The 12,504-nt window shown below is 62.3% G+C and carries 13 protein-coding genes; 3 read left to right on the top strand and 10 right to left on the bottom strand.

Annotated features, from left to right (window positions below):
• The first annotated feature begins 61 nt into the window (after positions 1–61).
• Both AC0L2H_RS16175 and AC0L2H_RS16170 read left to right on the top strand, forming a co-directional pair.
• Positions 62–1,444 (top strand): aspartate aminotransferase family protein, encoded by a 1,383-nt coding sequence (locus AC0L2H_RS16175; protein WP_473591161.1) that lies wholly within the window; start codon positions 62–64, stop codon positions 1,442–1,444.
• Positions 1,441–2,109, top strand: a complete 669-nt coding sequence (locus AC0L2H_RS16170) for a nuclear transport factor 2 family protein (protein WP_473591160.1) — start codon at positions 1,441–1,443, stop codon at positions 2,107–2,109. Before AC0L2H_RS16175 ends, AC0L2H_RS16170 begins: the two co-directional genes overlap by 4 nt.
• Before the next feature lie 156 nt (positions 2,110–2,265).
• On the opposite strand, the gene AC0L2H_RS16165 is transcribed toward AC0L2H_RS16170, so the two are convergent.
• The 10 genes from AC0L2H_RS16165 to pxpA all read right to left on the bottom strand — a co-directional run bounded on the left by AC0L2H_RS16165 (position 2,266) and on the right by pxpA (position 11,462).
• Positions 2,266–3,459, bottom strand: coding sequence for an ABC transporter substrate-binding protein (locus tag AC0L2H_RS16165; RefSeq protein ID WP_473591159.1), 1,194 nt, complete (start codon positions 3,457–3,459; stop codon positions 2,266–2,268).
• A gap of 43 nt (positions 3,460–3,502) precedes the next feature.
• A complete protein-coding gene (locus AC0L2H_RS16160) occupies positions 3,503–4,594 on the bottom strand; it encodes a branched-chain amino acid ABC transporter permease (RefSeq protein ID WP_473591158.1) in 1,092 nt (363 codons plus the stop codon).
• Positions 4,595–4,598: 4 nt separating this feature from the next.
• Positions 4,599–5,504 (bottom strand): branched-chain amino acid ABC transporter permease, encoded by a 906-nt coding sequence (locus AC0L2H_RS16155; RefSeq protein WP_473591157.1) that lies wholly within the window; start codon positions 5,502–5,504, stop codon positions 4,599–4,601.
• 1 nt (position 5,505) lies between these two features.
• A complete protein-coding gene (locus tag AC0L2H_RS16150; RefSeq protein ID WP_112620708.1) occupies positions 5,506–6,240 on the bottom strand; it encodes an ABC transporter ATP-binding protein in 735 nt (244 codons plus the stop codon).
• Positions 6,237–6,989, bottom strand: a complete 753-nt coding sequence (locus AC0L2H_RS16145; RefSeq protein WP_473591156.1) for an ABC transporter ATP-binding protein — start codon at positions 6,987–6,989, stop codon at positions 6,237–6,239. The genes AC0L2H_RS16150 and AC0L2H_RS16145 overlap by 4 nt, the downstream gene beginning before the upstream one ends.
• Positions 6,990–7,228: 239 nt before the next feature.
• On the bottom strand, positions 7,229–8,200 hold the full coding sequence (locus AC0L2H_RS16140; protein WP_473591155.1) for a 5-oxoprolinase subunit C family protein: 972 nt from the start codon (positions 8,198–8,200) through the stop codon (positions 7,229–7,231).
• Complete coding sequence (locus tag AC0L2H_RS16135; protein ID WP_126103558.1) at positions 8,190–9,065, bottom strand: 5-oxoprolinase subunit B family protein; 876 nt, start codon at positions 9,063–9,065, stop codon at positions 8,190–8,192. Before AC0L2H_RS16135 ends, AC0L2H_RS16140 begins: the two co-directional genes overlap by 11 nt.
• 10 nt (positions 9,066–9,075) lie before the next feature.
• On the bottom strand, positions 9,076–10,440 hold the full coding sequence (locus AC0L2H_RS16130) for an acetyl-CoA carboxylase biotin carboxylase subunit (RefSeq protein ID WP_473591154.1): 1,365 nt from the start codon (positions 10,438–10,440) through the stop codon (positions 9,076–9,078).
• Positions 10,440–10,673: an acetyl-CoA carboxylase gene (locus tag AC0L2H_RS16125; RefSeq protein ID WP_013533152.1), complete on the bottom strand. Its 234-nt coding sequence runs from the start codon at positions 10,671–10,673 to the stop codon at positions 10,440–10,442. Before AC0L2H_RS16125 ends, AC0L2H_RS16130 begins: the two co-directional genes overlap by 1 nt.
• A 66-nt stretch (positions 10,674–10,739) precedes the next feature.
• Complete coding sequence (gene pxpA, locus AC0L2H_RS16120; RefSeq protein ID WP_473591292.1) at positions 10,740–11,462, bottom strand: 5-oxoprolinase subunit PxpA; 723 nt, start codon at positions 11,460–11,462, stop codon at positions 10,740–10,742.
• Between the two features lie 135 nt (positions 11,463–11,597).
• Between pxpA and AC0L2H_RS16115 the strand changes: the two genes are divergently transcribed.
• The gene (locus AC0L2H_RS16115) at positions 11,598–12,503 is read left to right on the top strand and encodes a LysR family transcriptional regulator (RefSeq protein WP_473591153.1); all 906 of its coding nucleotides are present in this window, start codon (positions 11,598–11,600) and stop codon (positions 12,501–12,503) included.
• The last annotated feature ends 1 nt before the right edge of the window (position 12,504 follow it).

Raw genomic sequence — 12,504 nt, 5'->3', positions numbered from 1 at the left:
GGATCGAGGACTATCTCGAACTCACTGCCCGATCCATTTCCACAAGCCGCTGAGGACTTCCATGGACGCGCTTTCCAACTCTCTCGCCGCCGCCGACATCGCCACCACCATGCACCCCTACACCAACCTGCGTCAGCACGAAAAAACCGGGCCGCTGATCATCAGCCGCGGCGACGGCATCCGCGTGTATGACGAGCGCGGCAAGGAATACATCGAAGGGCTCGCGGGACTGTGGTCGGTGGGCGTCGGCTTTTCGGAAAAGCGGTTGGCCGACGCTGCCTATCAGCAAATGCTGAAGCTGCCCTACTACCACACCTTCTCCTCCAAGGCGCATGAGCCGTCCATCCGGCTGGCAGAGAAACTCGTGGAGATGACGCCGGAGAACCTGACGCGTGTCTTCTTCACGTCGTCGGGGTCGGAAGCCAACGACACCATCGTCAAGATGATGTGGTTCATGAACAACGCGCTGGGCCGGCCCAGAAAGAAGAAGTTCCTGGCACGGACCAAGGGCTATCACGGCATCACCGTCGCCTCCGGCAGCCTGACGGGCCTGCCGATCAACCATCGCGACTTCGATCTGCCGGCGATTCCCGTTCGCCACCTGACCTGCCCACACTTCTATCGTTTCGGCATGGAAGGTGAAGACGAAGCCGCCTTCACGGCGCGTCTGCTCGCCGAGCTGGAAGCGGTGATCGCCGAAGAAGGGGCCGACACCATCGCAGCCTTCATAGGAGAGCCGCTTATGGCAGCCGGCGGGGTTCTGCCACCGCCGGTCGGGTACTGGGAAGGCGTGGAGAAAATCTGCCGGGCAAACGATATCATCCTGATAGCAGATGAGGTGATCTGTGGTTTCGGGCGGCTCGGCACGCCCTTTGGCTGCCGGAAATTCGGCTTCACGCCTGATATCATGACGCTTTCCAAGCAGATCACCTCCTCCTACATGCCGCTGGCCGCGGTGATGTTCTCGGAGGCGATCTATCAGGCGATTGCCGACAACACCGCAACGATCGGCAATTTCGGCCACGGCTTCACGGCGTCGGGTCATCCGGTCGCTACGGCGGTGGGTCTCGAAAACCTCGCCATCTTCGAGGAGCGGGACCTGATCGGAAACGCGGCCCGCCTCGAGACCTCGTTTCAGGCCGGCATCCGCTCGTTCGCCGATCACCCGCTTGTCGGCGAAGCGCGGGGCACCGGTCTTATCGGCGCTGTTGAGCTGGTGGCGGACAAGGCGACGAAACGCCCCTTCGCCAAGGTAGGGCGAGCAGGGAGTATCGCATCAGGGATCGGCCACGAGGAAGGCCTCATCTTCCGCGCCATCGGCGACCAGCTCGCGCTCTGTCCGCCGATGATCTCGACAGAAGACGATGTGAAGGAAATCATGACGCGCATGGGCCGGACGCTTGAGCGCCTGACCGGTGCTGTTGCCAAGGAGGGACTTGAATGACCCGTATGAAAGCCGAACCGGTCGTCCATATCGACGACGAACGTTTCCGGGTCACCGAATGGCGCTTTGCCACCGGGGCCGAGACAGGCTGGCACATCCATGGCCATGACTACGTCATCGTGCCACTTACCGACGGGAAGCTCGGTCTCGAAGGCCCAGACGGCGCGCAATCGCAAGCCGCTCTCACCCAAGGCTTGCCCTATTCGCGACGGACAGGTGTGGCTCATAACGTCATCAATGCCGGCGATGCGCCGCTGGCCTTCCTGGAGGTCGAGGTGGTTGAGGCTGGCGACCTCGCAGCCAGGCGGCTTGCCGTGCTCGACCGGTTCCTCGCGGCCTGGAACGCCCGCGACGTGGGCGCGCTGATGGACTGCATGGCGGAGAATTGCGCTTTCCATGGATCGGTCGGCCCCGACGTCGAAGGGCGCAAGCATGTGGGACGTGACCCCGTGCGCGCCGCCTATGCAGCGCTGTTCGATGCCTTCCCGAAAGCCGCCTGGACCAGGGGACGGCACGTCGTGACGGGCGACACCGGACTTTCTTCATGGCGCTTCGTCGGCACCACGGCAGCGGGGCAGCAAATCGAAGTCGACGGCTGCGATATCTTCGCTTTCTCGGGGGAGCTCATAGCGCTTAAGGATTCCTACCGCAAAGCGCGAGGGTAGCGAAAATCTGAATTCATCGGGCGACGAGGGCGGTCCAAGCGGGCCGCCCTCGTTTTTGTCCAAAGGCAAGATCCTCAAAAGACGAAAGGCCCGGTCGTCCCATAGGAACAGGGCCTTTCGCATGTGAAGGGCCGGGTTTATCCGGCCCATCTTCTCCTACTTGAGCAAGGCTTCCATCGGTACCGGCTCGGAAATCGTCCAGTTGCCTACAACACCCGGCGTGCCGGCCTTGGTCTCGACGATCAGGTACCGAGTCTGGTTCTGGTGATGCAGTTCCGGCGTGAAGGTGCGAGGCCCGAACAGCGTCGGCTCATTCTTCATCTTCTCCAGTTCCGCGACCACCGCGTCGGCATCGGTCGTGCCTGCACGCTCCACCGCCTTGGCCCAGACGTCGACCATGACGTAACCCGGAAAGACATACTGGCTCGAGGGATCGGCGCCTGTCTTCGCCTTGTATGTGGCATTGAACTTCAGCACGTCCGGATTGGGATCGTCGCCATAGATCGATCCCTGAACGGGGACGTAGAAGTTCGTCAGATCGGGCACAGCCGAGAGCCAATAGCTACCGTCGACGCCCGAGCCATTCAGGATCATGGAGTTGATACCCGCGGCGCGAAGCTGCTTGATGGCCGAGACAGCGCCTGGCATCATCGTGCAAAGCATGATCGCGTCCGGCTCCTTCGGCAGAGACTTGATGCGGGTGATCTGCGCGGCGATGGAGGCGTCCTCGTTCTTGAAGGTGTCTTCACCGACAAGCTTCGCGCCCTGGGCTTCGAGCTTCGGCATCATCCAGTCGAAGCCGTCGCAGATGCCCTTGTTGTAGGCCGTCCAGGTATCGAGCAGACGGTAGAAGTCCTTTGCGCCCTTTTCCTTGAATGCCCACTCGGCCATGGTTGCGCCCTGCACGGCCGCCAGCACCGACGCCGAGAAGCTGTGCGGGCCGACACCCTGGATACCGGCCTTGACCGATTCCGCGCACAGGAAGAAGGAGATACGGCTCGCGTCCTCGGCCGCGAGCGCAGCCGGCGATCCGAAGTCGTAGTCGCAGGAGACGACCACGAGATCGGCATCCTGGTCGAGCACGGAGAGGCCCGCCTTGGCGCCTTCGGCTCGGTCGGACTTGGTGTCGGCCTTGACGACCTTGATCTGCTTCCCAAGCAGACCGCCAGCCGCATTGATCTCCTCGATGCGGATCAAGGCTGCCTCCTGCGCAGGCTTGTCATAGGCTTCCATGAAGCCCGACTCCGCAGTGGCGAAGCCGACGACGATAGTCTCGTCATCGGCCAGGGCCGGGTATGCGATGGACATCGAGGCCAAAGCGGTTGCGACAATTCTTATTTTGTATGACATGCACGTCTCCTTTTTTGTTTTCCGGTCGGGCTTGTGCCGCCGGTCACTTGTTGCGACTGCTGCGAGGTAACGTGAGCTCGCGGTTGCCCATGAGTCCGGATGGGCGAAGCGCGAGGATCACGATCATGATGACGCCGAGGGCTATTTCCTGAACCCCTTTCGGGAGGGCGAAAGTGGACTCGCCGAGCGATACGCCTGCCTCCAGCCAGCGCAGCGCCTGGATGAGGGCGGACAGCAGGACGACACCCACCACACCCCCCGACAGGCTGCCCATGCCGCCGACGACGAGCATGGAAAGGGTGATGAAGGTGAGACCGAGATAGAATGTGTCGGGTGTGACGACGCCGATGGAATGAGCCATGAGCGCACCGCCCAGCCCCATCACCGCGCCTGATACGACGAACGCCACCAGTCTTTCCCTGGGAATGTCGATACCGGAAGCGGCGGCGGCGGTGGGCTCGTCGCGGGCAGCACGAAGCGCCAGGCCGGACCGGGAGATCGCGTGCGCCCAGGCGATGAAGATTGCGACCACGGCGCCGATGAGATACGGCCAGATCACGCGCACGATCGGAATGCCGACGACAGATGAGGTTGCACCGGTCACGCTTTCCCAGTTGGAATAAATTGTGTTGATCATGGCGAGCATCGCGAAGGTCGCGATCGATGCCGCGATGCCCGATAGCCGCATCAGCACCCGCCCGAAAATGAGAGCGGCGAGGGCGGCGAACAATGCCGCCAGCACAGCCGATTGCCAGTACGGCAAACGGGTCGCCAGCAGCCATTCGGGCAGTCCCGGCAGCGAACCGCGCTTCATCATCGGATTGATGGTGAGCCACGCGGCCGCGTAGGCGCCAAGGCAGGTGAAGCCGATATGTCCGAAGCTGAGAACGCCCGAATTTCCGATAAATATGTATAGGCCCACGACGAGGATGACACGGACGAACACGTCGATCACCGTTTGGTTGAAGGGCCGCGATCCGGTCATCACCGTGATCAGCGCGATGGCCAGCAGCAGCAGAGAAAGCAGGACCGGCGTCAGGATTGTGCGGCGGGCAAGCGCGAAGCGGGCTGGCTTTCGCTCGGCAGCCGCGGCACCGGCAGCGGTAGAGTTGGCAAGGGAGGCGGCGACAGCCATGAAATCAGACCCTTTCCTTGGTGCCGCGCGCGGCAATGAGCCCTTGCGGGCGGAAGAGGAGAACGAGGATGACCGCTCCATAGACAAAGGCATCGCGGAATGGCCGGGCGTCGATGGGCAGCATGACCTGCATGATCACCGAGGCGGCACCCAGCAGGAAGCCGGCGAGCACGGCCCCCCCGAGGCTGCCGAGGCCGCCAATGACTGTGGCGATGAAGGCCATCAACATGATCGAGGCGCCCATCTGGATGTCCAGCGTGCCTGTCTGGGCGCCAAAGATCAGCGCAATGGCGGCGGCCAACGCGCCGGAGAGGGCGAACGCGCCCATGATAACCCGGTTCGCACGCACACCCAGCATGCGGGCCATCGAGAAGTTCTCGGCCGCCGCCCGCATCTCCAGGCCGAAGCGGGTTTGACGCAGGAACAGCGTCAGGCCAATCAGGATGACCATTGTGGCGACGATCGTTATCAGTTGGAGGAGGGGAAGCCGGGCACCGAGGATCTCCACCGGTTGGGATAGTTCGGGCAGCAGCGAGATCGATTTCGGCCGACTGGAGAAAAGCATGAGCAGGAAGTAGCGAATTACGAAACCGAGCGCGAAGGAGGCGATCATCATCGTTGCCGGATTTGCCTTGCGGAACCGCCTGAAGACGACGATTTCGCACAGCACCGACAGCCCGGCTCCGCATAGGAGCACGAAGGGCACCAGCAGATACCACGGCAATTGACCAGCGAAGACGATGGCCATGGCGTCTGTTGACGGCCACAGCAGGGCGAAGACGCAGAAGGCGATGACGTCGCCATGCGCGAAGTTCACGAGCCGCATGACGCCGAAGATGAGGGCAATGCCAAGCGCCCCGAGCGCGTAGAGCGAACCAAGCGAGAGTGCGTCGAACAGGATCTGGAGCATCTCAGTGGTCCTCGTAACCGAAATAAGCAGCCTGGATCGCCTCGCCGTTGCCGAGCGTCCGGGCGTCGCCATCGAGCACGATCTGTCCGCCACGCATCAGGATCATCCGCCCGCCCACCATCATCGCCCGGGCCGAGCTCTGCTCAACGATCAGGAGCGTGAGCTGGCGCTGCGCACGCAGCGCGATCAGCCGCTCATAGACCTGGTCGTTGATGTTGGGGGCGAGGCCCAGCGAAGGCTCGTCGATGGCTACAAGCCGCGGATTGGTCATCAGCGCGCGTCCGATGACCAGCATTTGCTGCTGCCCACCGGACAGCAATCCCGCCTGCCCGTGCCGCCTCTCTTTCAGCATCGGGAAGGTTGCGTAGACGGCTTCAAGTTCGTCGGCAGCTCGGCTGCGCCAGCCACGTTCGCGGGCGTGCATGCCGGTTCCGACCAGAAGGTTCTCTTCGGTCGTCAGCGAGCCGAAGACATCGCGCCCCTCCGGCACCATGGAGAATCCGAGCCTGGCGATGTTCTCCGGCGCCTGGCCGGTGATCTCATGACCCGCGAGGTCGATCCGGCCGCCCGCCACCGGCGTAACACCGGCGATCGCGCGCAGCAGCGAAGACTTTCCGGCACCGTTCGGGCCGGTGATGAACAGGATTTCTCCTTCGTCCATGGAGAAGGAGACGTCGCGGACCGCCGTGAGACGGCTATAGCGGATGGTGATATCGGAAAGGGCGAGCAGGCTCATTCCATCACCTCCAGCACTGGCAGGTCGGTGTTTGAGGCCGTTCCCATATAGGCGTGGCGCACCTTCTCGCTATCGCGGATGGCCGCGGGCGGGCCTTCTTCGATGATCGCTCCGGAATCGAGCACGACGATATGCTCGCAAAGGCCGAGCACCAGCCCGACATTGTGCTCGATGAGCAGGACACCACAGCCGAGATCGGCGGCGATGTGTCTTATCAGGGCCGAAAGCTCCCGCGCCTCTGGCGAACTCATGCCAGCCGCTGGCTCGTCGAGCAGGATGTATGCGGGCCGTCCCATCAGGGCACGGCCAATGGCTACACGGCGCTCATCCGTATAAGGCAAGGTTCCGGCGATGCGGGAGCCCAACGCGCCGATGCCTATCCAGTCGAGCATCGCTTCCGCTTCGGCGATGGCAGCGCGCCGGCTCATCCCCAGGCCAACGCCGGTTACCTCCAAATTGTCCAGCACAGGCAGGTCGCGGAAGAGCCGCCCACCCTGGAAGGTGCGGGCGATGCCGCGCCGCCGGACCTGGTGCGGCTTGAGACCCGCGAGTGCTGCCCCGTCGAGCTTGATAGTGCCTTCCGTCGGTGCCTGGAAGCCGGTCAACACGTTGACGAGCGTGGTCTTGCCGGCGCCATTCGGGCCGATGAGGCCACTGATGCGGCCGGGCGTAATTTGGAGGTCTACCGATGACAGGGCCTTCAGCCCCGCAAACGATACCGAGACGTTCTCCGCGCTCAGATGACTCATGTCCCTTTCCTTCTTTCTACCGACGGAAAGGCGCGAAGCATCCGGCCTTGCGGCCAGCCACGTTGCAAATGTCTTCCCCTGTCGGTTCCGGCGGTCTCTAGCGGACTGCTCGGGTGCCAAATTCACGCCGTTGCCCGGCGTCGTCTTGTCGTTTCGCGCACCGGATTTTGTCTTCCGCTACGCGCGGTCGGTTTTGGCCGACCGATCTCCTCGCCTCCGGCTCCTCCGCCCGGCTGACGTCAGCCGGCCAGATGCCCTTCAGCACGCGCCAGCGCGGCGCGCTGTTCGGTTCGCGCGGCAAGCGCGTCTTCCAGCGTCACCGGAACGAAGCGCGCCGGGGTGTGCGGCTGGAGCTGGGCGATCAGGTCCATGTCGGCTGATATTACCACGCCCAGCATCATGTACCCGCCACCCGAAACCGCGTCCCGGTGAAGAACGATCGGCTCCGTGCCACTTGGCACCTGGACGGATCCATAGGGATAGCAGGCATCGACGATGTTCGAGGGGTCGGAGCCCGCACCGAAAGGCTGCTCGCGCTCGACAAACTCCAGCGGCGTCCCGCCGCGGAAACGATAGCCGATGCGGTCGGCTTCGGGCGCGACCTTCCAGGTTTCCTCGAAGAACCGATTGCCGGCGGCTTCGGTAATCCGATGCCAGTATAAGCCTGGCAGCATTCTGAGTTCCGCCGGACTATTGCGCTCGCGGCGCAGATTTGCAGGCAGTGAGAGACCGGCTTTGCCGGGACCTTCGCCGAGGGGAAGCTCATCGCCCGCCTTCAGCGTGCGGCCCTCATGCCCGCCGAGCGCGCCCAGAATGTAAGTCGAGCGCGAGCCGAGAACCACGGGTACGTCGATGCCGCCGGAGATGGCCAGATAAGCGCGCGCGCCGCCCTTGAGGAAGCCGAAGGAAAGCCGGTCACCGGCCTTCACCGGAAAACTTTCCCAGGTCGGCCGTTCCTCGCCATTGAGTTTGGGTGGGAGCTCTCCACCCGTGACGGCGACGACCGCGGATTGGGTGAATTCGAGTTCGGGGCCCATGAAGGTGGCTTCGAGCACCGCGGCACCCGGATCGTTGCCGACAAGCAGGTTTGCGATGCGTGTCGCAAAGCGGTCCATGCCGCCGCCTTCTGGAATGCCGACATGATAGTGGCCTGGTCGGCCAAGGTCCTGCACGGACGTGGAGAGGCCGGGAGAGATTACCTTAACGGCCATTGATAAGCTCCATCAGCTTTGCATTGGTGCCGTAAATATCGCTGTTGAAGTCCTTCAGGCTGAAGGTGCACTCGCGAACCGTCGGCTGCCACCGATTGGCTTCGATTTCCTCCAGCGTGGCGTCGTAGTCATCGCGGCCAATGGCCTTGAACTTGACGATGTCGCCTGGCTTGAACAGGCACATGTCATCGGAGAGGTAGCGCACCTTCCTGGTCGGGTCGTAGATCGGGGCCGGGGTTATGCCATACATCTGGTAGCCGCCAGCGCCGCGCACCGAATAGATCGCTGCAAAGCAACCGCCATGGCCAATGGTGAGCTTGGGAGTGTCGGTGCGTGGGCGCAAGTATTTCGGCGCCTGAATCTGTTTCTTGCGCTCAACCATCTGGTACAGGAAGGGCAGTCCAGCGACGAAGCCGACCATGGATACGAACCAGGGCTGGCCGGAATAGGCCGCAATAAACTCTTCCACCGTGGCGTAGCCGTTGATGCGTGCCGAATATTCAAGATCGGTGGAGGAGGGGTCCTGATGGCGCTCGCGAAAGCGCAAGCAGGTTTCACGCGTCCATGGATCCTGGAAATAAACCGGCAGTTCGATGATCCGGGTCTTCAGCACAGGGTCCGCCTTTGAGGCCGCCTCTTCCATCGACTTCAGTTCGCTGAGCAAATCCTGCGGCTTGACGATGTCGGGGTTGAAGCGAATCTGGAAGCTGGCGTTGGCTGGGCAGATCTCGGTGACACCTCGGATGCCTGCCGTACGCACCGCATTGGTCATCGAAAGGCCGGTAAAGAAGGAGGTGAGCGACATTTCTTCGGACACCTCACCGAAGATATGCTCGTCACCGCCGAAGTTGAATCGTATCGACATCGGTCCTCCTTTAGCCCGCCAAAGCTGCGGCGTTTTCGATGAGCCAGCCTTCCAGCCAGCGGGTATGCACGTCTCCCGTCCGCACCGCAGGATCTGCGGCGAGCGCAAGAAACAGCGGCTTGGTGGTCTTGAGCCCGCCGATCTTCAACTCGTTGAGCGCGCGGATCAGGCGCACTATCGCCGCCTCGCGCGTCTCTGCATGCACGATCAGCTTGGCAAGCAGCGAGTCATAAAAGGGCGGCACTTGATAGCCTTGGTAGAGCATGGAATCGAAACGTACGCCCGGACCGCCGGGAATGCGAAGCTCGGCCACCTGCCCGGGGAATGGAGCGAACTCCCTCGCCGGATCTTCGGCATTGAGCCGGACTTCGATCGCATGCCCCTTGACGGAGACATCGCCCTGCCGAATCCGCAGCTTCTCGCCGCCGGCGATGCGAAGCATCTCCGCAACGAGGTCGACGCCGGTGATCGCCTCGGTGACCGGGTGCTCAACCTGGATGCGGGTGTTCATCTCTATGAAGTAAAAGCGGTCTGCTTCATCGTCATAAAGATACTCTACCGTGCCGGCACCAGAGTATTTGACCGCCTTGGCTAAAGCGACCGCCGAAGCGCAGAGCTCCTCGCGCAGCCTTGGGGAAAGTGCGCGCGACGGCGCCTCCTCCCAAACCTTCTGGCGTCGCCGCTGCAGCGAGCACTCCCGCTCGTAGCAGTGGATGGCATCGCTTCCGTCCGCCAGCACCTGCACCTCGATATGGCGGGCCTTGCCGATCACCTTTTCCATGTAGAGACCACCGTCGCCAAAGGCGGCGAGGGCTTCTGCTTCGGCCTGAGGAAAGGCTTGTTCGAACTCGGCGAGCGAGTTCGCAATGCGGATGCCGCGCCCGCCGCCGCCCGCCGCAGCCTTGATCATCACCGGAAAACCGGTTTCCGTCAGCACCTCGCGGCCAGCCTTGAGGCCCTCGACCCGGCCAGCCGAGCCAGGCACCACAGCGACACCTGCAGCGGCAGCGGCCGATCGCGCAGAGACCTTGTCTCCCATCATTCGGATTGCATTTCCCGACGGGCCGACGAAGACCAATCCAGCGCCTGTGACCGCGTCGGAAAACGCGGCATTCTCGGCAAGGAACCCATAGCCAGGATGAACGCTGTCGCAACCGGTGTCGCGGGCAGCCTTCAGAATTGCTTCGCCATTGAGATAGGACTTCTTTGCTGCTGGTGGGCCGATGTTGACCGCTTCGTCCGCAAGCTGGACGTGGAGCGACTCGGCGTCTGCGGCCGAATACACCGCCACGGTGGCGATCCCCAAATCTTGCGCGGCCCGGATGATCCTGACCGCTATCTCGCCCCGGTTGGCAACCAGAAGCTTTTTCAGCATCAGTCGAGATCCGCAATGGGTGCGCCGGCCATGATGGGGTCCTCATTGTCGGCAATGAAGCGGATGTTCGTACCAGCCGTCTCGGCCCTCACTTCGTGGAACGACTTCATCACTTCGATGAGACCGATTACGTCTCCGGCGGAAACTGCGTCGCCATCCGCCTTATAGGGCGGCTGGTCCGGCGAAGCGCTCCGATAAAAAGTGCCGGGAAGAGGCGAAAGAATCTGGGCCATAAAAAGCTCCGGAAAACTGCAGGCAAACTATTTTGGAACCGCCTGCGCAGGCGGGTTCGGTCGAGTTCAGTGCCAAGGGGCGATTGCGGCGCGCACGGCCCTGGCTATTTCGATGGCGTTCGGCGTATCGGAATGCACGCAGATGGTTTCGCAGCGTACGGGGAAGAAACTGCCGTCCTCTGCCGTGCCCTCGCCCTCGCTAATGGCGCGTACGCAACGCTCGGCCATCTCTGCGGGGTCCTTGGCGTCATGAACGCGTGTCAAGATCAGCTTGCCGGAGGCATCGTAGTCGAGATCGGCATAGAACTCGGCGACGAATGGGATACCGCGCTCTTGATAGATCTTCTCGTGCAGGGTGCCCGTCATGCCAAAGAGGGGTACGCCGAAAACCTCTGCCGCGTCGCACACGCCATGGGCGATTGCCTCCTGCTGCATGGCCATGAAGTAAAGGCTGCCATGCGGCTTGATATGGTGGAGTTCCACACCCTCGGCCTTGAGGAAGCCGGCAAGCGCTCCCACCTGGTAAATGATGGTGTTCCTGACTTCGTCGCGGGTCATCCGCATCTCGCGCCGGCCGAAACCCTGAATGTCCGGCAAGCCTGGATGGGCGCCGATCTTTACGCCACTCGCCTTGGCGCTGCGGACGGCGGCGTGCATGTGATCCGGATCGGAGGCATGAAAACCACATGCGACATTGGCAACGTCGATGATCGGCATCATGCCCACATCATCGCCAACCTTGTAGAGGCCAAAGCTTTCGCCCATGTCACAGTTTAGCGTCACCGCCATCGCATTGTTACCCCTCGAAGCTGCCGTCTCTGCGGCGTTGCAGCATTTTTTGCGCATGCGAGGGCATTTGTGAAATAGTAGTTTATTGATTGTGATATCAAAAAAACAGATAATGGTTTTGGGCCGGAGCGCACCATGACCATCACCTTGAAACAGCTTGATTATTTTATCGCGACCGCCGAGAGCGGACAGGTCAGTCATGCCGCGGTGGAACTCAACATCTCTCAATCGGCGGTCACTGCTGCGATAAAGACGCTTGAGGCTGATCTGGGCGTACGGCTTTTGGAGCGTAACCACGCTGGCGTAAGATTGACGATGGAGGGCGCGCGGTTTCTTGAACACGCGCGTGTTATCACCGGGGCCGTCGCAGCCGCCGTCCGAAGCCCGTTGCGCGATAGGAAAGGACTGGCGGGCAAGCTGCGGCTGGGCATGACCTACACGGTCGTCGGCTACTACATGTCGCGCCACTACGCGCGGTTTCGAAAGACCTATCCCGAGATCGAGGTCGAGGTGCTGGAACTGCCCCGAGACGCCCTCGAAAGCGGCTTGATGTGCGGAGACATCGACATGGCCGTTATGCTGGTGTCCAACCTGGAGCACACCGAGGAATTGGCGCAGGAGGTCTTGATGCGATCGAACCGCCGGCTCTGGCTTTCGGCTGATCATCATCTGCTCGCGCGGCAGGAAATCAGACTCGCCGATGTGGCGGCGGAAGATTATGTCATGCTGACGGTGGACGAGGCGCGCACGACGGCTGCCCGTTACTGGGATGCCGCGGGCCTTTCGCTCCGCGCCGTACTTACCACCAGTTCGGTCGAGGCCGTGCGATCGCTCGTGGCTGCCGGCATGGGGGTCACTGTCCTGTCCGACATGGTTTACCGCCCCTGGTCCTTGGAGGGGCAGCGCATAGAAGTGCGCGGGCTTGTCGAGCCGATCCCCACTATGGATGTCGGCCTGGCCTGGTCGCGTGACAGACCAATCGACCCGGCGGCGGCGGCCTTCCGGGCCTTCATGTCCGTAACCATGGGCGGCGGCGGCTAAC

Source organism: Mesorhizobium sp. WSM4871, assembly GCF_055811295.1.
Note: the sequence above shows the minus strand (reverse complement) of the source record. Positions and strands in the feature narration are given on the sequence as shown.

What these genes read in the sequence shown, in the direction of transcription:
- AC0L2H_RS16125 (WP_013533152.1), bottom strand. Translation starts at nt 10,673, where the DNA reads ATGGCCCAGATTCTTTCGCCTCTTCCCGGCACTTTTTATCGGAGCGCT.
- AC0L2H_RS16150 (WP_112620708.1), bottom strand. Translation starts at nt 6,240, where the DNA reads ATGAGCCTGCTCGCCCTTTCCGATATCACCATCCGCTATAGCCGTCTC.
- AC0L2H_RS16135 (WP_126103558.1), bottom strand. Translation starts at nt 9,065, where the DNA reads ATGTCGATACGATTCAACTTCGGCGGTGACGAGCATATCTTCGGTGAG.
- AC0L2H_RS16175 (WP_473591161.1), top strand. Translation starts at nt 62, where the DNA reads ATGGACGCGCTTTCCAACTCTCTCGCCGCCGCCGACATCGCCACCACC.
- pxpA (WP_473591292.1), bottom strand. Translation starts at nt 11,462, where the DNA reads ATGGCGGTGACGCTAAACTGTGACATGGGCGAAAGCTTTGGCCTCTAC.
- AC0L2H_RS16140 (WP_473591155.1), bottom strand. Translation starts at nt 8,200, where the DNA reads ATGGCCGTTAAGGTAATCTCTCCCGGCCTCTCCACGTCCGTGCAGGAC.
- AC0L2H_RS16145 (WP_473591156.1), bottom strand. Translation starts at nt 6,989, where the DNA reads ATGAGTCATCTGAGCGCGGAGAACGTCTCGGTATCGTTTGCGGGGCTG.
- AC0L2H_RS16165 (WP_473591159.1), bottom strand. Translation starts at nt 3,459, where the DNA reads ATGTCATACAAAATAAGAATTGTCGCAACCGCTTTGGCCTCGATGTCC.
- AC0L2H_RS16160 (WP_473591158.1), bottom strand. Translation starts at nt 4,594, where the DNA reads ATGGCTGTCGCCGCCTCCCTTGCCAACTCTACCGCTGCCGGTGCCGCG.
- AC0L2H_RS16155 (WP_473591157.1), bottom strand. Translation starts at nt 5,504, where the DNA reads ATGCTCCAGATCCTGTTCGACGCACTCTCGCTTGGTTCGCTCTACGCG.
- AC0L2H_RS16170 (WP_473591160.1), top strand. Translation starts at nt 1,441, where the DNA reads ATGACCCGTATGAAAGCCGAACCGGTCGTCCATATCGACGACGAACGT.
- AC0L2H_RS16115 (WP_473591153.1), top strand. Translation starts at nt 11,598, where the DNA reads ATGACCATCACCTTGAAACAGCTTGATTATTTTATCGCGACCGCCGAG.
- AC0L2H_RS16130 (WP_473591154.1), bottom strand. Translation starts at nt 10,440, where the DNA reads ATGCTGAAAAAGCTTCTGGTTGCCAACCGGGGCGAGATAGCGGTCAGG.